This is a genomic window from Shewanella sp. GutCb, from assembly GCF_002836135.1.
Classification (GTDB): Bacteria; Pseudomonadota; Gammaproteobacteria; order Enterobacterales; family Shewanellaceae; genus Shewanella.
In genome coordinates, this window is record NZ_PJBL01000022.1 from 64788 (window position 1) to 89627 (window position 24840).

Here is a 24840-nt window from a genome sequence, read left to right on the forward strand (position 1 = left end):
TTTGTTGCTGATTGATAGTGATGAGACTTAGATGGATAAAATAGTGTACATATGTAAGGTAAACGGGGTTTTTGTTTGACAAAAAGCAAGCGAGTGTTTAATTTAAACGAGTGTTTTAAATTGAATGACTAAAGGCAACGGAATGGCAAATCGCTCCGATACAAAAACAAGAATACTGGATGCAGCAGAAAAGCTATTTGCTGAGAGAGGGTTTTCAGAAACGTCTCTTAGATTAATAACCAGTAAAGCTGAAGTAAACCTAGCATCGGTAAACTACCATTTTGGCTCAAAAAAAGAGTTGATAAGAGCGGTTTTAGCACGTTATCTCGATGTCTTTATGCCGGCGGCGGCAGATGCTATTGTGGCAGTGCGCTCTGCAGATGCGAATGCATCGCTAGATGATATCTTTTCAAGCTTGGTTAACCCATTACTAGAGCTAAACAAATTAAGATCTGAAGGCACGACGACCTTTTTGCAACTATTAGGGCGTGGCTATATAGAAAGCCAAGGCCATTTGCGCTGGTTTATTACGACCCATTATGGCAAGTATTTGAGCCTATTTGTCAAAGCTGTTGGCGAGAGTACCCCACATATTCCTCCCGCTGAGATGTTTTGGCGCTTACACTTCACCTTAGGTACAGTCGTGTTCACTATGGCGTCAGCTGACGCATTAACCGAGATTGCAGCAGCAGATTTTGGCGAACACAATGATATAGAAGCGGTTATTCGAAAAGTTATCCCTTATCTATCGGCGGGGGTATCGGTTCCTGTGAACAAGGATGCAATGTAGAAATTATGTTTATGACGTTATTAATACTCTTTATTATCGGCGTAGTGGTCATTTTTAGTGTGAAGAACATTAGAATGCAACTGGTTACGCGGCCTGTTTTTAGTTTCTTTAAGAAAGTACTGCCTCCTTTATCTGACACCGAAAAAGAAGCAATGGAAGCGGGCGATGTTTGGTGGGAGGGGGAGCTTTTTAAAGGTAAACCTAACTGGCAAACTTTACACAGTTACGGCAAACCTACGCTAACGTCTGAAGAACACGATTTTATAAATAATCAAGTTGAAACAGCGTTATCTATGATTGACGATTATGACATCGTTACCAATAGAAAAGATCTCCCGCCAGAACTGTGGGAATACTTTAAAAAAGAGGGTTTCTTTGCCCTGATCATTCCGAAAAAATACGGTGGTCGCGCCTTTTCTGCTTATGCAAACTCAACGATTGTGAGTAAAATTGCCAGCAGAAGTGTGAGTGCCGCTGTCACTGTCATGGTGCCCAACTCATTAGGTCCTGGAGAGCTATTAACCCATTACGGTACAACCGAACAAAAGGATTTTTGGTTACCTAAACTTGCAGATGGACAAGCGATCCCTTGTTTTGCATTAACAGGACCTGAAGCTGGCAGTGATGCTGGCGCAATTCCTGATACTGGCATTGTTTGTCGTCAAGAATTTAATGGTGAAGAAACCTTAGGCTTAAAGCTCAATTGGAATAAACGCTATATAACGCTTGCTCCCGTCGCTGATGTGTTAGGGCTAGCGTTTCAAATGCATGATCCAGACGGACTGCTTGGAGAGCAAAAGCATATAGGCATTACTTGTGCATTGATCCCAACAGATCATCCCGGTGTCGAGATTGGCCGTCGTCACAACCCATTACATTTAGCCTTTATGAATGGTACTACGCAAGGAAAAGAGGTCTTTATTCCACTTGACTGGATCATTGGTGGACCGCAATACGCCGGTCGCGGCTGGCGGATGCTGGTTGAGTGTTTATCTGCTGGGCGCGGAATTTCACTGCCTGCACTGTCAACGGCTTTAGGGCATATGGCCACTAAAACGACCACTGCATACAGCGCAGTAAGGCAACAATTTGGTATGCCAATCGGTCAGTTTGAAGGTGTACAAGAAGCCTTGGCGCGGATCATTAGTAACACTTACCAGCTCGAAGCGGCCAGACGCTTAACGACTACGGGTATCGACCTTAACGTTAAGCCCTCAATTGTGACTGCAATTGCGAAATATCATATGACTGAATTGGGTCGTCAGGTTATTGATGATGCGATGGATATTCAATCGGGTAAAGGCATCCAATTAGGACCTAAAAACTATCTAGGGAATGCCTATATCGCACTTCCTATCTCTATTACTGTAGAAGGTGCCAATATTCTTACGCGTAGTTTAATGATTTTTGGTCAGGGAGCGACACGTTGCCATCCTTATGTACTGGCTGAAATGGAAGCTGCTGGTATGGAAGATAAAAGTGCAGGGCTTGAACGATTCGATGATCTATTAACGGGTCATATTGGTTACGCTGCCCGCAATGCTTTCAGTGCTTTTAGCCACGCACTGTCGGGAAGCATATTTGCAGCATCTCCAGTCAGTGGCGAAACGAAGAAGTACTATAAGAGCATGACGCGGATATCTTCTGCATTAGCAATCATGACCGATATGTCTATGTTGATGCTCGGCGGCGAACTGAAGCGTAAAGAGATGTTGAGTGCGAGAATGGGGGATGTACTCAGCCAGTTGTATTTGGCATCTGCAACGTTAAAGTTGTTTGAAGATAATGGTCGTCAGTTTGATGATTTACCCACGGTTAAGCATGTGATGGCGACAAGACTACATTTGGCTGCGAAAGCACTCGATGAAGCTATCCGTAATTTCCCTAACCGTATTGTCGCAGCACTATTACGTGTCATGATCTTCCCTCTGGGAAATCACTTTAATCAACCTGATGATAAATTATCAATTGAAGTGGTTAAATCGATGAGTACCCCAGGTCCAGCTCGCGATAGATTGACATTTTTGTGTCCTAACATTAAAGATGACAATAGTGGCATTGCTGATGTTGAGAATGCTTTTATTGCAAAGCATGAGTGCAAAGTGCTCTTTAGTCGATTAAAACAGGCTCAAAGAGAGGGAGGTTTACCGCGTAAACTTGCGCCGCAAGCGTTGTTTGATTCAGCCCTTGAGCTTGACCTCATTAATCAAGATGAGCACCTACAGCTTAGTGAGGCTAATCAATTACGGTTAGCGGCGATAAATGTTGATGACTTTGATGCATTGTAAAAGTGACGCTAGGCTATAAATCACTTGATAATGAATTAATATTTCGTTGGTAAATATGTATACGCTTTAAAATGAAAATCCGTTGAATTAAGTTCAACGGATTTTTTTATGCCAACCACACAGTACTGATACCAATTGCATTAAGTATTTGACCAATTCAGAGCTACTCACCTAGTGGGCCGACGTTTAAAGCAAATGGCAAAGCCCTTTAAGCTTTGTTGTGGGCTTTGGATATAGAATAACGATTAGCTTCAATCCTCCATCTTGCCTACAGGGCTTTGAATTCCCGCTGAATGATCAAACTTTTAATGCAATTGGTATGAATTCAAAATTAACTTGTCGATGACTAATTATCCATGACAAGTAATGCCAATGAAGAAGAGGGAAGTAGGACTAAACTAAATTGGCTATAGACTGATGCGTTAAGGGACCACACATTTAGGCTAAGATGCTGGAATTAAAACGGAATGAGAATATTAAGTGTAGATACAAAAAATGCACATCAGTAATTAGCTGACATGCATTTTATTTAAGACGCTTTAGTATGGCTCAAACGAGCAATAAACTAAGCGACAATGACAACCTTGCTGGTGTTAGTGCCACCAACGGTTTCCATTGCATCGCCTTTAGTCATCATCGCCATGTCACCACTTTTTAGGTAACCGGCAGCTGCTAACGTTTCTAGTGCTTTTTGAGCAACAAACTCAGGAGCGTAAGCCGTAGAGTCGAAATAAACAGGTTGAACACCACGGTAAAGCGCCATTGTAGCAAGAGTGACTTCGTGACGTGACAGCGCGAAAATAGGCAGCCCCGAACTGATACGAGACATCATTTGCGGTGTAGCACCAGACTCAGTCAATGCAACAATGGCTTTAATTCCACCTAGATGGTTTGCAGCGTACATTGTTGAAAGAGCAATCGTCTCTTCAATCGTAGTGAACTGTTGATCAAGTCTATGCTTTGATACCTGTACACTTGGGTGTAACTCAGCACCTAAACAAACCTCAGCCATTGCTTTTACGGTTTCTTCAGGGAAGTCACCAGCAGCGGTTTCAGCAGAAAGCATTACAGCGTCCGTACCATCAAGTACTGCGTTTGCAACGTCCATGACTTCTGCACGAGTAGGCATTGGACTTGTTATCATTGACTCCATCATTTGAGTCGCAGTAATAACAGGCTTATTAAGTTGGCGAGAGCGGCTAATCAGTTTCTTTTGAACCGCAACAAGTGCTGGATCACCAATCTCAACACCCAAATCACCACGTGCAACCATCACGACATCTGAGGCAAGGATAACATCATCCATGGCTTCATCAGAAACAACGGCTTCAGCACGCTCAACTTTAGACACTATCAGCGCGTTACTACCGGCTTCTAATGCTAAAGCACGAGCATAATCAAGGTCAGCGCCACTACGTGGAAAAGACACTGCTAGAAAATCAACTTTAATCTCTGCAGCTGTAATGATATCGCGTTTATCTTTTTCAGTTAATGCAGCAGCGGATAAACCACCACCTTGCTTGTTGATGCCTTTATTATTAGATAAAGGGCCAGCAACAGTAACAGTAGTGTGAACTTTATTACCGTCTACTTTTTCAACTCGCAGCTGAACACGACCATCATCTAGCATTAGAATGTCGCCTAAGCTGACATCATTTGGTAGCTCTTTATAATCGATACCCACTTGGTTCTCGTCGCCTTCACCTTTTTCAAGATCAGCATCTAAAGTATAAGTTTGCCCTAGGGTTACCTGTACCTTTTTGTTGTCTTTAAAAGTTGAAATGCGAATTTTAGGACCTTGTAGATCACCGAGTACGGCAACATGTACGCCAAGCTCTTTTGCAATAGCTCGCGTATCTGCTGCGCGTTTTTTGTGATCTTCAGGTGCACCGTGAGAAAAGTTTAGGCGAACAACGTTAGCACCGGCAATAATAATGCGGCGTAGGTTGTCATCACGATCAGTGGCTGGGCCCAATGTTGTTACAATCTTGGTTCTGCGGAACATGACATACTCCGTTAAGTTTTAAAAATTCTGACACTATATTAACAGACAATACCCATAAATGTAGTAAAGTTACGAACATAATGATCTATCTCAAGTTTTAAATTTTGTGACCTATTGCAACATTATGGACTAAAAAGGACAGTCAAGCATTGGCTAAACTGTCCTAAAGTATGCCGAAAGCCACTTACAGAATGGGATCTTTGTCTATTCTAGATTCTTTCAATACTTCTTTAACTCGCTTCAAGTTCTCACGGAAACGAGGACCTCGTCTCAATGTAAATCCTGTTGCTAGTACATCAATTATAACCAACTGTGCTAAACGTGAAGCCATAGGAAGGTACATATCGGTGTCTTCAGGGACTTCCATTGTGACAGGCAGTGTACAAACGGTTGAAAGTGGTGAGTTACGGGCGGTAATACCAATCACTGCTGCGCCATTCTCTCTAGCCAACTTTGCTACATCTATTAGTGACTTAGTTCTACCAGTATGTGAAATAAGTACCACTACATCGCCTTCATTACTGTTGATGCAACTCATGCGTTGCATAAGAACATCGTCGAAGCATATGACAGGAACATTAAAGCGGAAAAATTTGTTTTGAGCGTCATGAGCTACAGATGCCGATGCACCAAGACCAAAGAAGGAGATTTTTTTTGCTTGGGTAAGCACATCAACGGCTTTATTAATCGCGGTGGTATCTATGCTTTGTCTCGCGGTATCAAGCGATGCCATAGATGATTCAAATATTTTTGTGGTATATGAGTCAGGGGTATCATCTTCTTCGACGTGACGACTTACGTAGGGCGTACCATTGGCAAGGCTTTGGGCAAGGTGCAGCTTAAAGTCTGGAAAGCCTTTAGTATCAAGCCGGCGGCAAAAACGGTTTACCGTTGGTTCACTGACATCTGCCATTTTGGCCAGTGTAGCTATACTAGAATGAATTGCGGTTTGCGGTGAAGAAAGAATAACTTCCGCTACTTTACGTTCAGATTTACTAAAATGGGTAAGACTTTTTTGGACCTTTTCTAGGGTATTCATATACGTACGTCCACTCAATAGTAGTTTTATTATATCGTTATAGTCCCGTTGGTGGCTAAGCACCGGAGCTGACATTAAATTATAATGATAACAGGTACAAAGATGATAAAATTTAGTAATTTTATCACGAAAGCATATCAGAGATTGAGTCAACATGCCTAATAGACTGAGTTGAAGTTTATTATAGAATTTAGATGCAATTACTAATTTCTGTTGTTATATTACAACAAATATGTGAATACTCATCAAAAATGGTGAGACACAGGATCAAAAGGAGATTTTGACGCTATGGGCATACCAACACCAGAAGCCAAAGCTTGTGATTTTGTTCTATTTGGTACCAAGGGCGACCTCGCTAAGCGGAAGTTGCTGCCATCTCTATATCAGCTAGACAAAGCAAACTTATTAAATGTAGAGACCAAAGTACTAGGCGTTGCAAAAGATGACTTTACTCAGGAAGAGTATCGTGAATTAGTTACAACGGCATTGAAGACATTTGTAAAAGACGAGTTATGTGAAGAAACCGTAAACCGTTTTTTAGACCGCTGTCATTATATAGGAACAAACTTTACGGATTCTGAAGGGTATAAAGCATTCCATGATGTTTTAGAGCCTGAAAAAAGAGTGATGGTGAGCTATTTTGCTACGCCTCCTTCTATTTTTGGTGATATATGCCGTTGCTTAAATGAACAAAATCTTATCTTCCCTGATTCTCGCGTTGTATTAGAAAAACCTATTGGTTCAGATCTCGCCACCTCTAAAATTATAAATGACCAAGTTTCAGCCCACTTCAATGAAGATCAAGTTTATCGAATTGATCACTACTTAGGTAAAGAAACGGTTCAAAACCTGCTTGCACTGCGCTTTGCCAATTCTTTGTTCGCTTCAAAATGGGATAATCGTACGATTGACCATGTGCAATTAACCGTTGCTGAAGAAGTGGGTATTGAAGGGCGTTGGGGCTACTTTGATAAAGCGGGTCAGATGCGCGATATGATCCAGAATCATCTACTGCAGGTATTGACGCTGGTTGCTATGGACCCGCCAGTCAACCTAGATGCTGATAATATTCGTGATGAAAAAGTAAAAGTGCTTAAATCACTACGGCCGATAAATTCAGACAATATTCACGAAAATACCGTGCGTGGGCAGTATTCTAGTGGTTTCTTAAAAGGGGCTCCTGTTCCTGGCTATTTAGAAGAAGAAGGCGCAAATGTTCATTCTAATGCTGAAACCTTCGTTGCGCTTCGAGTTGATATTGATAACTGGCGTTGGGCTGGCGTGCCGTTCTATTTAAGAAGTGGCAAACGTATGCCGTTTAAGAGCTCTGAAATTGTGGTTTATTTCAAAAATCCACCGCATAACTTATACCGCTCAAACTACCGTAATTTGCCGCCAAACAAGCTTACTATCCGATTACAGCCTCATGAAGGGGTTGAGATCCAAATGCTAAATAAGGTCCCTGGCCTTGGTGAAAAGCAGCGTCTTCAGACGACCAAGCTAGATTTGAGTTTTTCTGACACCTTTAAAAATGAGCGCATTGCCGATGCATATGAGCGTTTGTTATTAGAAGCGATGTTGGGTAATCAGGCACTGTTTGTTCGTCGTGATGAAGTAGAACAAGCGTGGAGCTGGGTTGATGGCATCATCCAAGCTTGGGAAGAAACAGACGAAAAACCTAAGCCATATCCTGCGGGCACCTGGGGACCTGTTGCTTCAATCGCCCTGATTACTAAAGACGGCCGTTCTTGGGATGAGTAAGGGATAAAGATGATTAAAGAAACTGTGTTCAAATCATTCGACAGCAAAGATGCGCTTGAAGCGCAACTTGCAGACCGAATCGCCAACCAGTTACAAGAAGCTGTTGATGCCAAGGGCAAAGCGAGTTTAGTTGTTTCTGGCGGTTCGACACCTTTAAAGCTTTTTGAGTTATTAAGTAAGAAGTCTATCGATTGGAATGACGTTTATATCACGTTAGCGGATGAACGCTGGGTCGACAACGACCATAGCGACTCTAATGAGAGACTGGTTAGAAATAACTTACTTAAAAACCGTGCCGCTAGCGCCAAGTTCTGTGGTTTGAAGAATATGTACTCTACTCCAGAAGAGGGTCGAGTAATGACCATGGAGCAGTTGGCACATTTTCCAAAACCGTTTGATGTTGTAATACTCGGTATGGGAAATGACGGACATACTTGTTCTTGGTTTCCTTGCGCAGAAGCACAAGAGCTTGAAAATGCACTCACAACAAATGACTTATGTGTAGCAGTAACCCCAGGTAGTGCTCCACATGCACGTATATCGCTTTCAAAGGCAGCCATCTTGGCTAGCCGTCAAATCTATTTACATATTGTTGGTGAACAGAAACTTGATGTTTATCGACTCGCGTTAGCAAACGACGACAGCAGTGAAATGCCGATCAGAGCGGTTCTCGATCAACATAAAACACCTGTCGATGTTTACTGGAGCGCCTAAGGAGTGATTATGCACACCGTTGTACAGTCTGTTACAGACAGAATTATTGAACGAAGCAAAGATTCCCGCGCAAAGTACCTTGCGGCTTTAGATGATGCAAAAAATAGAGGCGTTCATCGTAGTGCATTGAGTTGCGGTAATTTGGCTCATGGTTTTGCGGCGTGTAATCCCGCGGATAAATCAGCGATTAAACAGCTCACAAAAGCTAATATCGGCATTATCACCTCATTTAACGACATGTTATCTGCGCATCAGCCCTATGGCGAGTATCCAGATCTGTTAAAGCAGGCTTGTAATGAAATCGGCAGTGTAGCGCAAGTCGCCGGCGGTGTACCTGCAATGTGCGATGGTGTAACGCAAGGTCAGCCCGGAATGGAGCTGAGCTTATTAAGCCGTGAAGTTATCGCAATGGGCACGGCTGTTGGTCTATCACATAATATGTTCGACGGCGCATTGTTGCTTGGTATTTGCGATAAAATCGTACCTGGGCTGCTTATTGGCGCACTCAGTTTTGGTCACCTTCCAATGCTGTTTGTACCCGCAGGACCGATGAAGTCAGGCATTCCTAATAAAGAGAAAGCCCGTATTCGCCAGCAGTATGCTCAAGGTAAAATTGATCGAGAAGCACTGCTAGATGCTGAGTCAAAGTCTTACCATAGTGCCGGTACTTGTACCTTCTATGGTACGGCAAACAGTAACCAGTTGATGCTCGAAGTTATGGGTCTGCAGTTACCCGGTTCCTCTTTTGTGAATCCTGATGATCCTTTACGTGAAGTCTTAAGTAAAACAGCAGCCAAACAGGTTTGTCGTCTGACCGAAATGGGCACGCAGTACACACCGATTGGACATATTGTATCTGAAAAATCTGTCGTTAACGGTATCGTCGCATTACTAGCAACTGGTGGTTCAACTAACTTGACGATGCATATCGTTGCTGCAGCTAGAGCTGCAGGCGTTATTGTCAATTGGGATGATTTCTCTGAACTTTCCGATGCAGTGCCATTACTGGCACGCGTTTATCCTAATGGCCATGCCGATATTAACCATTTCCACGCAGCTGGTGGCATGGCATTTCTGATTAAGGAACTGCTCGATGGCGGTCTTTTGCATGAAGATGTGCAAACGGTTGTAGGTTTTGGACTAAAGCGCTATACGCAAGAGCCGCAGATTAGAGATGGACAGCTGACGTGGGTCGATGGCCAGCGTACCAGTTTAGACGAAGAAGTATTAACCAGTTTAAATACGCCGTTCCAAGTCAATGGCGGCTTGAAGTTATTGAAAGGTAACTTAGGCCGAGCGGTTATCAAAGTATCAGCCGTGGCAGAGCAGCATCGCATTGTTGAAGCGCCAGCCATTGTGATTGATGATCAGAATAAGCTGGAAGCAATCTTTAATGCCGGTGACTTAGATAAAGACTGTGTTGTGGTAGTGAAAGGACAGGGCCCTAAAGCCATTGGTATGCCTGAACTACACAAGTTAACCCCCATACTGGGTACGCTCCAAGATCGAGGTTATAAGGTCGCTTTACTGACTGATGGCCGCATGTCTGGTGCATCGGGTAAGGTTCCTGCCGCTATTCACTTAACGCCAGAAGCGCTTGATGGAGGCTTAATTGCCAAAATCCAAAATGGTGATTTAGTCCGTGTTAACGCCACGACAGGCGAATTAAGTCTTTTAGTCGATGAAGCAGAGCTTCTCGCTAGAACCGCTGAAAAAGTTGATCTACACAAATCAAGCTATGGCATGGGACGTGAACTCTTCGGAGCGCTAAGAGCTAGCCTAAGTAGTCCTGAAACGGGTGCCCGTAGTACTAGCGCCATCGATGAAAATTATTAAAGACTAAGGAAGAGTAACGCAATGCTTGAGAATAACTGGTTAATTCAACCACAAGATATTTTTGATCGCAGCCCTATTGTTCCTGTCATGGTGATCAATAAGATTGAACATGCAGTACCATTAGCAAGAGCACTTGTTGCAGGTGGTATTAGTGTTTTAGAAGTAACTTTGCGTACTGACTGCGCATTAGAAGCGATTAGTAAAATTGCTAAAGAAGTGCCTGAAGCATTAGTCGGCGCAGGTACTATTCTAAATGAAGTTCAGTTAGCTCAAGCTGTAAAAGCTGGCGCTCAATTTGTTATCACGCCTGGTGCGACCACTGAACTGCTAAAAGCTGCAATGGCAGGTACTACACCGTTGATCCCGGGTGTAGCAAGTATCTCTGAAGTAATGGCAGGCATGGAGCTTGGATATAAGAACTTTAAGTTTTTTCCTGCAGAAGCGTCTGGCGGTGTTAATGCCCTTAAAGCATTTTCAGGCCCATTAGCGGATATTCGTTTTTGCCCAACGGGCGGTATTACCCCAAGTAGTTACAAAGACTATTTGGCGCTTAAAAATGTTGATTGTATTGGTGGCAGCTGGATAGCGCCGACTGATGCAATGGAGCAGGGCGATTGGGGCAGAATCACCGCTTTATGTAAAGAAGCCATTAGTGCGCTTTAATCTACATTAGTTTTAGCTTGCTTCAGGCGAGCTATTTTAACTAAACCCCTAAAGTAAAAAAGCTACCTATACGGTAGCTTTTTCTTTATCTGCTGTTACAACTATTTTTGTTTATCACCTGAATAAGAAAAAGGTGATTCAACTTTCCAGATTCTATAACGTACTTGGCTATTTTCAGGCAGGTATATCACTTTAGGTAATCTGCTGTCATAGCGCATCTTCAAATCCGTTGTAATAGGGAGGAACTTCTCTGTTAATGCTTGATCAAAACAAGCCATCATCGTGCTCGGACCTGCAGATATGCTCTCTACTTCATAATAGCTAAAACCCCAGCCCTGTACTGATTTTTGAATGACCTTTCCCGAAAGCCCATGCTTATTGCAATCGACCATTTTGGTTTGCCCGATTTGGATCTCTAGCATGTAGTCAGCTTCGTTCTCTAGTGTTTTAAGCGTCAGTATATGCTGGACTTGACCCTCTTTAGGCGCAGGAAACATTTTCGAGTTTTCCTGTGACACGTAATTTGAGGCTGAATAAGTTTGTGCGTTAACCATCTGCTCATTTTCTCCACTCGGGTGCTTAGGTGAAGTTGCATTAGCTGAAAAAGTACAAACAGAGAGTAGAAGACCTGATGTCAGCGTAAAAGAACGGATTTGTTTGTTAGTCAATAAGTTGAAAATCATAATATCTCCAAAAATAAATATAGGGTGTACTTGTTTGATATGTCTCTATAAACGGCATTAAAATCCAAAAGGGTTAAATATTTCCAAAATAATTTAAAACTTATTTCAATATTTAAACATAACACATTAAAACAATGACTTACTATAATGTCTCGATGTTCAATAAAGGCATTATCTGTGGTGTGAGTATTGCGATAAGCTTGAACACTAGTCCCGGTTTGGGAGTGTTGCAACGGAATCAACTGATCTTGCCATACTAAGTCTTTTGGACTTAGATCACATGATTTTTGTTTTTAGGTTGTCAGTTAAAAATAAATGAAGGATTATTGCTTTGACTTACGAACTATATGGCATTCAAATTAAGTGGCAGTCAAACTAGTTGTATATCAAACAAAATGACGTTTAAAATCAAAAGATACAGACAAGCCTTTATCTAAACACTTATCTAAGATAAACGCTTAAGGGGTGTTTGGTCGATGATTAAGAATCATTAACGCATAAAACAACTGATGACAAAACACTGATAACAAAATTAGTGACAAGACATTAATTACAAGACAACGAACGTTGCACAAAAGGTACGGGTATGATGGAAAACACAGAAAAATTACGTCAGCAATGGTCACATCAGCACAATTTTGCAGGTCACAATAATAGCGGAGAACGTAATACCGCAATCGTGCTGTTATTGACCGTGGTGACCATGTTTGCTGAGATTACAGCGGGAACAATCTACGGTTCAATGGCTTTACTTGCTGATGGTTGGCACATGGGTACCCACGCGGCCGCTTTTCTTATTACGCTGTTTGCGTACCGCTATGCACGTAAACACGCCAATTCAGCTAGCTACTCATACGGCACTGGCAAGGTGAGTGTATTGGGTGGTTTTACCAGTGCCGTCGCATTAGGCTTAGTGGCGCTTGTTATGTTGGTAGAATCGGGCGTTAGGATATTTAATCCGCAAGACATTCACTTTGATCAGGCTATTATGGTTGCGGTCATCGGCTTAATCGTCAATATAGTCAGTGTGTTTTTACTAAAAGATCATCACAGTCATGATCACGGACATAGTCATGGACACGATCATGATCATAGCCACGAGCACTCTGTTAGCCATGGTCACTCGCATGGTCATGAAGATCATAATTTAAAAGCCGCTTACTTCCATGTACTGGCCGATGCTCTGACTTCATTATTGGCAATCGGTGCGTTATTACTGGGTAAATATGTCGGACTGAACTGGCTCGACCCATTAATGGGTATCGTGGGCGCGGTGATCATCTCTCGCTGGGCTTGGGGGTTAATGAGGCAAACCGCCCCCATTTTACTTGATGCCAGCATGAAGCAAAAACAACTTACTGAAATAAAACAGATGATAGAACAAGAGGGCGATTGTTTAGTTGACCTGCATGTATGGAAAGTCAGTGCAGACCATTATGCAGCTAGCTTGATTGTTGTCAGCGAAAGTGGTGCAAATAGTGACCATTTTAAAGATAAATTGGCAAAAATTAAGGCCTTAAGTCATGTAACCGTTGAAGTGCACATGGCGAGTCAGGCACAATAAGCCTGAAACCGCTAAGGAATATTAATTAATGAAGAACCAAGACGATCATCTAAATCATGCGATTATCGAGTTTTATGAAAAGTTATCGTCTTGGGAAATGGCTGTAGTCAAAGATAATGGATTTAGCTTACCTCAAGTTCACATTGTTGAAATCCTAGGTCTTAATGGCCCTATGCGAATGAAAGAGTTGGCAGCGAAAATTGGGGTGACTACAGGCACGTTAACCGTTCAAATCGATAAAATGGTTAAAGCTGGTCTAGTGTTGCGCCGTGCTCATGAAACCGATCGACGCTCGATATTAGTTGAATTAACGGATCCAGGCCAAGTTATGTTTGAAGAGCACGACAAACTGCATATGCAGTTAACGACCGATCTTACGGTTCAATTTAGCGAAGCCGAACGAGCGCAGATGTTAGATTTTTTTAATCGTATCAATAAAGAGTTTTAATCGGCTTAAAGCACCATTTACAAACCCAAATGTTCAAAGTTAGTGCTAAACGTTCAACACTGATTGCGAGTTCTTACTATCTAGCAAGGCTAGATAATGTCGCCTTTTAGGGGGCAAAAGCGCTTCATCTATTGTTTTATGCCTCCTCTTTATCTTCCTGTGTAAAACGTTATGAACTTATAGGTTCATTCGTTGCCTATAAGTCAGTGCGCATAAATCACGCTAAATCGTATTATCTTTGAATACTCATCAATGCAAAGTAGATTCTTTTATTGAAATAAAGGGTCAAAAGCATTCATTCAACAAAGATCAAATGTTAGAATATTTTCATATGTTCACTTTTAAATAAACTTTGTTACAGTGAGGTGTAAGTTAAAGTATTCATCATAATCACGCTGACCAAGCAGAATGTGGCTCAGTATCGTAACGTTATCAATCCCAAATAAGAAGAGAGTGTCTCATTGTGTTATCTCGTTTAAAAAGCCTTAGTAGCAATCAGTTCACTGTCTTACTGGCACTTTATTATGTCTGTATTTTTAATATTCCTTTTTTCCAAATAGTTAAGCAAGGTATAGACAAGCAGGCTGATGTAAACTTTGTTTTTATTGCTACCATCCCGCTATTTCTTATTTTTGCGTTGAGCTTTATATTCAGTCTTTTTAGCCTTAAGCATGTAGCGAAGCCCTTTTTTATCGTACTAACATTGATGTCGTCGAGTGTGTTTTTTGCAGCGTTACAATACGGGGTTGTGTTTGATTACGGCATGATCGAGAACACATTTGAAACCAATTACGCCGAAGCGGCGACCTATTTGAATTGGGCTTCAGGGCTCAATTTTATGCTCACCGGCGCTATACCAGCCTTGCTCATATATAAAGCCAATATCCAATTTAAACCATTAGCCAAGGAGTTGTTACATAAACTGGTCTTTATGGTCGTGATGCTGATTGGCATTGCTGTTATTGCTGTCTTTTTCTATCAAAACTATGTCTCTTTTGGTCGAAATAATGACATTATTAAGCGCAATATCATTCCAACTTACTTTATTGGCTCTACTGCTAAGTATATTAATATTAACTACCTGCAAGAGCCTATTGAGTATAAGCAACTAGGACTAGATGCTAAAAACAGCACTGACAAAGCCAACGGGAAACCTAATTTAGTGGTGTTAGTCGTGGGCGAAACGGCTCGTGAGATGAACTACGAATACTACGGCTATGACAAACCGACCAACGCGCACACAGAAAGCCAAGGCTTGCTAGCCTTTAAAGACACTTCTTCTTGTGGAACCGCAACAGCGGTGTCATTGCCTTGTATGTTCTCGCGGATGGATAGAGAAGATTATGAGTCAAGGCAAGCCAGAGCTCAGGACAGCGCCATTGATGTCCTTAATCATGCAGGGATTGCGTTAGATTGGCTGGATAACGACAGTGGTTGTAAAGGCGTTTGTGACAATGTCGACAATATCGTTATTGATCGTAGCAGTGATCCTGAGCTTTGCAATGGACAGTACTGTTATGACCAAGTGCTACTCAACACGCTTGATAACCGTCTTGAAAATATCGAGAGTAAAGATAGCCTATTAGTACTGCACATTATTGGTTCTCATGGGCCCACTTACTATTTACGTTACCCAGCAGCACATCGCTTTTTCACGCCTGATTGCCAGCGCAGTGATATCCAAAATTGTAGCGATGAAGAACTGATGAATACCTACGATAATACTATTCTCTATACTGATTATATCGTCTCTGAAGTGGTTAAAAAGCTAGCGCAGCAAAGTGACAAGTTTGATACCGCGATGCTTTATATTAGTGATCATGGTGAGTCGTTAGGTGAAAGTGGCATGTACCTTCATGGTGCACCTTATGCCTTTGCACCTGAAGAGCAAACCAAAGTGCCATTTCTAGGATGGTTTTCGAAAAGTTTCGCCAAACAAAATCGCCTTAACCTTGCGTGTTTAGCGAAAGAAGCTGAACAGGGTGGTTATTCTCATGACAACTTATTTGACAGCTTACTGGGGTTGATGAACGTTAAATCTGATGTTTATCAAAAAGATAAAGATATATTCTCTCGCTGTCGTCAGTAAAGTTTAGTCAAAAGTGTTAAATAAATTATAAAAGAGGATGGCAACATCCTCTTTTTTGTTTATTGTATTGATATATATCAAGTTTAAAACTAGGGATGGGAATTATATGGATATGGCTCAACATTTGTCAGAGATAGAGCTGTCAGCGAGAATTTTACGGCATGCTGTTCCTAAAATGTCTGAACTGAACATCCCCGTCACCCCTAATAATTATTCAGTATGGTATGAATATTACTTAGGGATTAATTTGGATTTAAAGCGAGCGATCGATGGTTTACTCGCGAATGAAGTAAGCTTTACCGTTGATGTTAGCGATGGCTTATTTACCACTTATATCCAACAGCATTCCCCCGCAGTGATAGAAAATGTGCAGATAGAGACGCAGATGTTGATTAATAGTCTGCTGTCTAAAATTGCAGGGATGAGTCAAGGTACTGTAAAGTTTTCAACCTCGCTTAAAACGTTTGATCAAGCGCTCAAAAATAATCCAAGCCCTGAAGTATTACAGACGCTTGTGGATGACATCGCCACAGAACTTGATGACATTATCAGTGCTAATATCGCGATGGATGAAAGCCTCAATAGCATGAATCAGGAGGTGAGCGCGCTTAAAACAGAGATGCTTGACCTGCGCTCGGTTGCTATGACGGATCAACTTACTGCCCTTAATAATCGCCGTGCTTTTGACGAAGAAGTGATTAGCCATATGGACACCTTCAACCAACAAGAGTTTAAAAGCAGTTTATTGGTTGTTGATATCGACCATTTCAAAAAATTCAATGATGTACATGGCCATTTAATCGGTGACAAGGTGCTAACTTATGTGGCTCAAGCCCTAAAACAGAGCGTCAAAGGCGATGATTTTGTTGCGCGCTATGGCGGCGAAGAGTTTGTTATTTTATTGCATAATACTGGAATAGCAGAAGCCAAAATAGTTGCGGAGAACCTACGTAAAAAAATTGCCCAGCGGAATCTAACCATTGGTAAAGAGAAGAAACTTCCATTAGGTAATATTACCGTTTCAGTTGGTTGTGCATCACTGAAATTTAACGATAGCAAAGACAGTTATTTTATTCGCGCTGATGAAGCCTTGTATCGCGCTAAATCTGCAGGGCGAAACTGTGTGATAGCGGAGTCAGCAGTAGAGTAGGCTGCAGCGTCACTTTATCACTATTTATCACTATCGAAATGGGCAGCTCCGTTACTGCCCATTTGCACATTGAGTGAAGGTTGCTGTTAAGGCTTAGGTTTTAAATCCATATGCATTTTAATTAAACGCTCCTCCATATCAAAAGTGACCGTAAAGCCTAAATGTTTAGCTAGGCTCGCCATATTGCGATTTTCAAACAGGGTAAAGCCGGTCAAAACCTCAGTATCATTATCTTTATAATAGCTAATCAGCTTTTCAAGCAGTAATTTACCGAGTCCCTGTCCTTGGTGGTTACTTCTTACTGCCATCGCAAATTCAGCCTCGGTGTTATCAGGATCGATAGAGGCCCTAATCGCACCTAAGGTAATATCCTCTCCATCTTCCCCTTTGGTGGTGGCGATAAAGGCCATTTCGCGAGCGTAATCAATCTGGGTGAGTACCGCCATCTCCTCATGTGTCATTTTAGAGCGAACACCAAAATAGCGTTTATATCTATCTTCATCAGACAATGAGTTATCAAACGCCAAATGTTTAGGTTCATCCTCCGGCAAAATAGGCCGTAACATCACTTGCTGGCCGTTTTTAAGCGTCGCTAGTTGCTCAAGCTCTTTAGGGTACGGAGAGATAGCTAAACGGCCTGCATTGTCTACTGGCTCTTTATGCAGTTGGATATTCACATCCAATAGCGTGATTGATGTGCCCGCACATAAAACAGGATTTAGATCTAACGAGGCTATCTCTGGACAATCGATAATCAGATGCGATATTTGCGTTAACATTACGCAAAGGGCATTCATATTGAGCCCAAGGGGTAGATGTCTATCTTTAAGCTTTTTAGTTTTGAGTGCTTGGATCACCATATAACGAGCCAAGGTCATGTTTAATGGCGGCAAGGCAACGGCGGCATCCTTTGTTGGGTCCCACTCAGAGCCACCTTCACCGAGTAATATCGCGGGACCAAATACTGGATCATTCGCCACAGCGACCCTAATCTCTTGTGCTCCGGCTGTTAACGCCATTTTTTGTACTATAAGTCCTTCAACTCTGGCGTCAGGATTAAGCGATATCACTCGTTCAATCATTGATTTTGCGGCATGCTTAACTTCTTGATCGGAAGTCAGGTTTAACATCACCCCGTGTACGTCAGATTTATGATGGATATCAGGAGACTGCACTTTTAACGCGATAGGGTAGCCAGCTTGATTGGCTAAGGCAACTGCTTGTTCAGGGCTACTGGCAAACCAAGTATCAATCGTTTTAAGACCATAGGCGTTTAAAATACTGCGTGATTCATGTGTTTCTAAAATGGTTTTACCTTGGCTTAAAGCGTGTTGCAGTCTTTCACGCGCCACTTCGGTATTGGCTGGAATATTATCGGGGATCGATAGTGGCACTTCTTGCAGCAATTTTTGGTTACGGCGGTATTCAACCATGTGCATAAAGGCGCCGACGGCGCCTTCTGGCGTGCGATAAGTTGGGATCCCAGAACGGGAGAAGTGTTTGCGCGCAGCATAAGCTGAATCTTCACCGCTCCAGTTGGTTAAGATATTGACTCTATTTTTATTGGGATGTTTTGCGATCGTATTAGCAATCTCTTCTGCTATCTGAACACTTTCGCCTAATGCTGAAGGCGAGTGCAAGATTAATATAGCATCCAAGTTATCGCTATGCATCATGATCTCAAGTGATTTTGCATACCTTTGTGCATCGGAATCCCCGCCAATATCGACGGGATTTTGTCCTGACCAACTTTTTGGTAACAGTGCATTTAATCTTTGATGAATATCGGCAGATAACAGCGGTAACTTGCCGCCGCTTAACATTAACACATCAAGAGCAAGTACCGCGGGGCCACCACCATTACTGATGATCCCAAGACGCTCACCTTGCAAGGGCGCTGAGTGCGCTAACGTTTCTACCGCGGCAAAGAGTTCGATTAAGTCATTTACGCGCAGCATACCAGCGCGCCTGAAAGCAGCCTCGTACACCGCATCATTGCCAGGGATCCCACCAGTATGCAGTTGAGCGGCGTTGGTGCCTTCAGCGCTTCTCCCGGATTTAATCACTAGAATAGGCTTATTTCTGGAAGCTGCTCTAGCTGCAGACAAAAAATGACGCTTCTCATTAACAGAATCGATATACAGCATAATGGCGTTGGTTTTTGAATCTCGACCTAAGTAATCCAAAAGTTCATCAAAGTCGATATCATTGGCATCACCTAAAGAAATAAATGATGAAAACCCAATACCCTTATTATTAGCCCAATCCAAAACCGTGGTGCATATTGCGGCTGATTGAGACACAAACGCAATTTTTCCTGGCAGGGCACTGGTGTGCGCTAAGCTGGCGTTAAGCCCCAAGTTAGGCAGGATCATGCCAAGACTGTTGGGGCCTAAAATGCGCATGCCATAACGGTTAGCATGCTGCTGCATTTGAGTCAGTAGGCTAATACCATCTTCGGTTAACTCATCCGCCATCCCCGACGCCATCACGATAGCGACTTTACAGCCAAACTGGGCTAAGGTTTCGATAATGGCAGGTACGCGACTCGCCGCGGTACAGATGATGGCTAAATCAGGTTTAAGCGGCAAAGCTTGAATATTTGGATAAGCAAGCACCCCCATTACAGCTTCATATTTTGGCGTTACAGGCATAATAGGCCCAGAGAAACCGCCTGAGAGCAGGTTCTTCATCAACACATTACCCGCTCGTTTGGGGTCATTTGAAGCGCCAATAATCGCCACTGATTTTGGTTTAAAAAGGTTATGAAGCGTACGTTGGCTCATGCACTTATCCTATAAGTCAGTATGTTATGAGTGTACATGAGCAGATTGAATTATCCATAAGAGTTTAGTCGTGCATACCCTCTAATTTAACCTAAATTGATCATCATCAATGCGGCAAACTAGGGTTGGAAACGCGCCCTCAGTTGATTGACTGTATCAGCGGGTACCCGAGTCGATAACTGCTGTAAGCATTGCTTAGCCTGAGGGCTGTGATGACTTAGCATCAGCTCACATAAAGCATATAGGTACTGCGGATTACCACTGATCTGATAAGCTTTATCAAATGCGGCGCCCGCTTTGGCGACTGAAGCGGGCGTTATGGCAATGGCGTACACATACCAAAATCGAGCGTTATTAGGTTCAAGCTCTGTTGCTCGAATAAGGTGTTCCATAGCTTTTTCCGTTTGTTTTGCCCGTAAAAGAGCAAGGGCCATACTAAACTGGATTGCACCTGAGGTGGGTTGCGCCTTAATGCCTTTCTCGAGAGTTGTCAGTGCCAGCGTATCTTGTTCATTTGAGCGATAGAGATCGGCAAGATTGATATAGGCAGCTGCATAATTTGATTGCACTGCAATCGCGGCTTTATATTCTGTAATAGCTTGTTTTACTTTACCTTGATTAGCATAAAGATGAGCAAGGTTAGTACGAGCAAAGCCACGGTCGCCATTAAACTTTAAGATTTCAATATACTCAGCCAATGGCGCCGATAATTGCTTTTGCTGCGCAGAGGTTAGTTCAGGCCAAAACCCCGCTAATGCTCCAGCAGCTTGACTGCGCACCATAAGGACATCGTCATTAAGCAGCGGCGCCAACATACGCCATCTGTCTGCAATCGGGTACGGAGTACTGCCTTGTATTGTACCAAATCTCAATAAAGGATCGTCATGGCGAGTCGCTCTTGCAATAGCTACCACCCCGTTTCTACCAGGATATTGTTGTAAGCGCTCAAGCGCTCCAGCGCGAATAATGGCTGCTTGCTGGTGGTCTTGGGCAATATAGGAAAGTTGATCTCCAGCCGTGGGCATACGCGCTCTAGCGCCAGCAAAAGCACTGCTAAAATGTGTTGCATCGTAGGTGTTTAATGTTGGATACCAAGCGGTTGTTTTATCGACTGCCCACGCTATGTCTTTGTCTTGATGGCATTGATTACAAGCATTTGGGGTGCCTATGCGCTGAGAGTTTGCGGGTTTTGGAATGCTAAAACTATGATCTCTGCGCTTATCGATTTGCATATAGGTTGTTTGTGGCATATGGCAATTCACACATTGAGCGCCACTGCTATTGGCTTGATGCTTATGGTGCTCGTTAGTATCAAACTTAGCAGGACTATGGCATTGACTGCACAACGCATTACCTGGCAGTACCGTTTTTGTCGAATGGGGGTTATGACAGTTGCTACAAACCACACCATTGTCATGCATTTTTGACTGCAGAAACGAGCCGTAAACGTAATCTTCATCGTAGACCTGGCCATCATCATAATAAAGATCTTGGCTGATCAGGTTTAACTGATAGCGATCACCAAAATCTGTATTAACTAATGGATTACTATCGCTTATTTGCAGTCTGCGACTATGGCATTGAGCACACGTTTGTAATTGGTCACTAGGTTGTGTACCTAAGGGTTTAGCGGTGTAAATGGCCGTATTGGCTAAGTCACTTTTACCAGCATCGTCTTGTTGCCATGTCCAGTTTGACACGGGCTTGGTTAAGACTCTGTCGAAGCCTTTGGCTTGCGACGCTGACTCAGCTGTTTTATTCGCCCATGATAGATGCTTGCTTGCAGCCCCATGGCAGGCTTCACAGCCGACGTTAATCTCGGAAAAGGTCGTGTTGAAGCGATCTTTTTCGAAATCGTAGTTCTTTTTAACATTGGTTGAGTGGCAATCTGCACACATGAAGTTCCAATTTTGGCCTACATTCTGCCAGAAGAAATCATCATGTTTAGCGCTAGAGTCTGGGTATAGGTGGAACCATTTCTGCCCGCCTTTTGCGACTGGGCGGTTATCCCATGCAAAAGGGATGAGTTGCACGCGTCCATCTTCAAACTCAACCATATATTGCTGTAATGGCTCGATACCGAAGGTATAGCTTATTTTAAAATCGTTGAACTGCCCGCTGCCATCTTCGATATTGACCCAGTATTCATCACCTTGAGTAAAAAAACGGTTTTGCTTACCTTGGTAGGTGAATTGAGTACTAAAATTTGCTGCAACAGAGTGCTTATTGGCGTGTTTCATTGCCATATCGTGATCAGAACCGCTCCAATCTTTAAAAGCTTGCTGATGACACTGCTCGCATTCAAATGAACCGACAAACTCAGCTGCAATGATGTGCCGAGTGGCAAATATACTCATCAACATAAATGTTAGTAATGCCCAGCGTTGAAACGCACTTTGTCTTAGCTTTTTTCTTGGCAAACTTTTGATAATCAGTTCCTTTTGGTATCAAATAATCACTCGAGCCTTATTTGACTTTACACTTAAACAAGATCTTGAGAAAGGGCATAAACACCACATCTATTCGTTTTGAGTTATTTTTTACAGCTTTTGCGGTTATCTAATATTGGCAGGGATAAGCAATGATTCATAATCACTAATGGTATAAACAGCATTGATGCTTGGCAGTGTTTGATGCCGTTAATTGCTATTGCTCGCTAATAGCGCGGAGCGTAGACAAAAAGTTATCGTGGCTTTGAAGCGTCCATAAGCGCTAGCTCTCGTGATCCTATCTCTATTTGTTACCGCTTAAATCATATCGGCTGGTTACTTTGCGTATTGTAATCTGTGCGTTAATCCACATAGCGGCAGACAAAACTATGACCGAATGTTAAAAACCGCTACAGTTCTACGCAATCTTAGTCTTTTGATGGCAGATACTTTTTGGCATCAATTTCCTCTGTAATACAGATAAATAGCACGATAAAGGCAGTTTAGTATGCGCATAGAAGATCTAAAGTTATTTACGATTGTGGTTAAGCTCGGCAGTTTTACTGCGGCAGCTAATGCTTTAGATCTGCCGCGAGCCAACGTCAGTCGACGAATAGGCGAATTGGAACGAGCACTCAATGCGCAACTCTTTTTCAGAACCACCCGACAACTGAGATTGACTCAACATGGTGAGGCTTATTATCACGAGTTATTAACGGTGCTTGAAGGCTTTGAGCAAGCTAAAAATAAGCTCCTCGACATCGATGACAAACCCGTTGGAAAAGTGAAAGTGGGTTTTTTACCTGAAAGCGATGAAGCTTTGCAGCCTGCATTGGCAAAGTTTCAGCTGTTATATCCACATATTGAACTGGATCTGCGGATCACCAATAACTATGTCACCGATATCTATTCTCAAGCGCTCGACTTTGTTCTTCATGCCGGTAAAATTCAAGACTCGGGCTTTATCGCTCGACGTTTGCTCAGTCTTGGACGGGCAATATATGCGAGCCCTGAGTATATCCAAGACAAAGGCGAGCCCAAGTCGTTAGCAGAACTGGCACAGCATCAAGCCATCTGTTATCGCTGGCCTGATGGAACACTAGATGATAACTGGGATTTAATTACTGATACCGTTAAAGTTAATTGTCGCTTTAGTTGTAACCATATGGGCTTTGTACGGCGAGCCATTGTTGGCGGGCAGGGCATGGGTTTTATGCCCCCGCTATTTGCATTGGCGGCAATTGAAAGCAAAAACTTAGTACGGATCTTACCTGAGTATGAATCTAAGAAAGAAGATGTTTGGCTTATCTACCCTGATAGAAAAGGGATGAGCTTGCCGACTCGGCTATTGATTGATTTTTTATTACAAGAAATACCACAACGTGCGAATTTGTAATGAAATTCGTGACAGTGTAGTGCAGGAAAGACTGATTATCTTGCAAAGTTAAACACATACACTCTCTCCCAATAGTTCTATTGGGAGAAAATAATGAACCACCCGACGTCGAAAATCGTAAAGTTTGCTGTAGCACCACTTGCATTAGTGATCACTTCAGCCTGCAGCCAGGCTCCAGCTTCTGTGCACATAGATATGTTAAAGCCTGAACGACCTGTTCAAGTGATGACACTGGACAATACACAGCAAGCCAGTATTAAACAATTTTCAGGCGTGCTTGAAGCGACGCAAACTGCAAATTTAGCCTTCAAAGTTTCGGGTACCATCGAAGCTATTCTGGTCAAAACCGGTGATATTGTCGAAAAAGGCCAAGTATTGGCAAGGCTCGAACCTCATGATTACCAAGTCAATGTGGTTGAGTTACAAGCTCGCCTAGCCGAAGCAAATGCCGCTCACCACCTCGCAAAAGTTGAACTCGACCGAGTCGAACAAGCCATCGCTGATGATGCTATTTCTAAAGTTAATCTAGATAGAGCCCAAAGCGGCTTTCAGCGTAGCTTAGCCATGGTCGATGTTGTGACGCAGAACCTGCAAAAATCCCAAGATGCTCTCGATTATACTGAGCTTAAAGCCCCCTTCAGCGGCGTTATAGGTGCAAAGTTTCAACAAACATTCGAACAAACGGCCTCAGGCGCAGCGGTCTTTTCCCTGCATCAACCTAACGAGTTAAAAGCCATTATCGATGTGCCTGAAAATTTGATGGGTCAGTTGATGCTGTCTCAGCAAGCATCGGTTAGCTGGCATGGAGAGGAAGGGCTTACGTCAATACTTAGCGCAATGGACACCTTGCCCGATCCGATTAAACAGACTTATAACGTTGAATTTGTCATCGAACAGCCAACAGATGCGTTGCCAGGTAAAGCGGTTAATGTCGCGGTGAATTTCAACAATGAACAGGTCAATTACTGCGTACCTTACGCGGCGCTGATCCAAGATAAAGCAGGAAAAAGTGTTTATGTCATTAAAGATACAACGGTTATTGAAACCGCCGTTACAGTGCAATCCCTACAGAGTAACAGTGTTTGTTTAAGCGGAGACTTACATGTGGGTGACGCTATTGTGACAGCCGGTGTTAATTATCTTCAACCCAATCAAACGGTCACCAAAACCGTTGTTAAAGCTTTTAGCTATTAGGAATT

The 24840-nt window shown here is 42.8% G+C and carries 17 protein-coding genes; 12 read left to right on the forward strand and 5 right to left on the reverse strand.

The genetic code is table 11. The annotated features are described in order from the left end of the window. The first annotated feature begins 142 nt into the window (after window positions 1-142). On the forward strand, window positions 143-790 hold the full coding sequence (locus tag CXF86_RS13465; RefSeq protein ID WP_101092067.1) for a TetR family transcriptional repressor PsrA: 648 nt from the start codon (window positions 143-145) through the stop codon (window positions 788-790). Window positions 791-801: 11 nt separating this feature from the next. Next, window positions 802-3078, forward strand: coding sequence for an acyl-CoA dehydrogenase (locus tag CXF86_RS13470; protein ID WP_102039226.1), 2277 nt, complete (start codon window positions 802-804; stop codon window positions 3076-3078). Window positions 3079-3643: 565 nt separating this feature from the next. On the opposite strand, the gene pyk is transcribed toward CXF86_RS13470, so the two are convergent. Together pyk and CXF86_RS13480 are read right to left on the reverse strand one after the other, a co-directional pair. Beyond that, entirely contained in the window at window positions 3644-5083 is a 1440-nt protein-coding gene (gene pyk, locus CXF86_RS13475; protein ID WP_101092068.1) for a pyruvate kinase, read from the reverse strand. A gap of 184 nt (window positions 5084-5267) precedes the next feature. After that, a complete protein-coding gene (locus CXF86_RS13480) occupies window positions 5268-6122 on the reverse strand; it encodes a MurR/RpiR family transcriptional regulator (protein WP_101092069.1) in 855 nt (284 codons plus the stop codon). Window positions 6123-6410: 288 nt separating this feature from the next. On the opposite strand from CXF86_RS13480, the gene zwf reads away from it, so the two are divergent. Genes zwf through CXF86_RS13500 form a run of 4 tightly spaced genes read left to right on the forward strand, consistent with a single transcriptional unit; the run spans window position 6411 to window position 11096 of the window. After that, window positions 6411-7883 carry a glucose-6-phosphate dehydrogenase gene (gene zwf / locus CXF86_RS13485; RefSeq protein WP_101092070.1) on the forward strand — a complete coding sequence of 491 codons (1473 nt, stop codon included), beginning with the start codon at window positions 6411-6413 and terminating at the stop codon, window positions 7881-7883. Between the two features lie 9 nt (window positions 7884-7892). Then, window positions 7893-8597 (forward strand): 6-phosphogluconolactonase, encoded by a 705-nt coding sequence (pgl, locus tag CXF86_RS13490; RefSeq protein ID WP_101092071.1) that lies wholly within the window; start codon window positions 7893-7895, stop codon window positions 8595-8597. A 9-nt stretch (window positions 8598-8606) separates the two neighbouring features. Next, window positions 8607-10433: a phosphogluconate dehydratase gene (gene edd, locus CXF86_RS13495; RefSeq protein WP_101092072.1), complete on the forward strand. Its 1827-nt coding sequence runs from the start codon at window positions 8607-8609 to the stop codon at window positions 10431-10433. Window positions 10434-10454: 21 nt separating this feature from the next. Continuing rightward, on the forward strand, window positions 10455-11096 hold the full coding sequence (locus CXF86_RS13500; protein WP_101092073.1) for a bifunctional 4-hydroxy-2-oxoglutarate aldolase/2-dehydro-3-deoxy-phosphogluconate aldolase: 642 nt from the start codon (window positions 10455-10457) through the stop codon (window positions 11094-11096). A 101-nt stretch (window positions 11097-11197) separates the two neighbouring features. Here the strand turns inward: CXF86_RS13500 and eco are convergent, their stop codons facing one another. Next, on the reverse strand, window positions 11198-11779 hold the full coding sequence (gene eco, locus CXF86_RS13505; RefSeq protein WP_101092074.1) for a serine protease inhibitor ecotin: 582 nt from the start codon (window positions 11777-11779) through the stop codon (window positions 11198-11200). 589 nt (window positions 11780-12368) lie between these two features. Here eco and dmeF point away from each other — a divergent pair. The 4 genes from dmeF (at window position 12369) to CXF86_RS13525 (ending at window position 17030) form a co-directional block, all read left to right on the forward strand. After that, window positions 12369-13343 (forward strand): CDF family Co(II)/Ni(II) efflux transporter DmeF, encoded by a 975-nt coding sequence (gene dmeF, locus CXF86_RS13510; RefSeq protein ID WP_102039210.1) that lies wholly within the window; start codon window positions 12369-12371, stop codon window positions 13341-13343. 28 nt (window positions 13344-13371) lie between these two features. Beyond that, window positions 13372-13791 (forward strand): MarR family winged helix-turn-helix transcriptional regulator, encoded by a 420-nt coding sequence (locus CXF86_RS13515; RefSeq protein ID WP_101092076.1) that lies wholly within the window; start codon window positions 13372-13374, stop codon window positions 13789-13791. Window positions 13792-14254: 463 nt separating this feature from the next. Then, window positions 14255-15880 (forward strand): phosphoethanolamine transferase, encoded by a 1626-nt coding sequence (locus CXF86_RS13520; RefSeq protein ID WP_101092077.1) that lies wholly within the window; start codon window positions 14255-14257, stop codon window positions 15878-15880. A gap of 106 nt (window positions 15881-15986) precedes the next feature. Then, complete coding sequence (locus CXF86_RS13525; RefSeq protein ID WP_101092078.1) at window positions 15987-17030, forward strand: GGDEF domain-containing protein; 1044 nt, start codon at window positions 15987-15989, stop codon at window positions 17028-17030. Window positions 17031-17116: 86 nt separating this feature from the next. Here the strand turns inward: CXF86_RS13525 and CXF86_RS13530 are convergent, their stop codons facing one another. Both CXF86_RS13530 and CXF86_RS13535 read right to left on the reverse strand, forming a co-directional pair. Further along, window positions 17117-19816, reverse strand: coding sequence for a bifunctional acetate--CoA ligase family protein/GNAT family N-acetyltransferase (locus CXF86_RS13530; protein WP_102039211.1), 2700 nt, complete (start codon window positions 19814-19816; stop codon window positions 17117-17119). A 119-nt stretch (window positions 19817-19935) separates the two neighbouring features. After that, window positions 19936-22179, reverse strand: a complete 2244-nt coding sequence (locus tag CXF86_RS13535) for a tetratricopeptide repeat protein (protein WP_219622737.1) — start codon at window positions 22177-22179, stop codon at window positions 19936-19938. Between the two features lie 574 nt (window positions 22180-22753). Here CXF86_RS13535 and CXF86_RS13540 point away from each other — a divergent pair. After that, window positions 22754-23641, forward strand: coding sequence for a LysR family transcriptional regulator (locus tag CXF86_RS13540; RefSeq protein ID WP_102039212.1), 888 nt, complete (start codon window positions 22754-22756; stop codon window positions 23639-23641). 93 nt (window positions 23642-23734) lie between these two features. Further along, window positions 23735-24835, forward strand: a complete 1101-nt coding sequence (locus tag CXF86_RS13545; protein WP_101092081.1) for an efflux RND transporter periplasmic adaptor subunit — start codon at window positions 23735-23737, stop codon at window positions 24833-24835. Window positions 24836-24840: the final 5 nt, after the last annotated feature.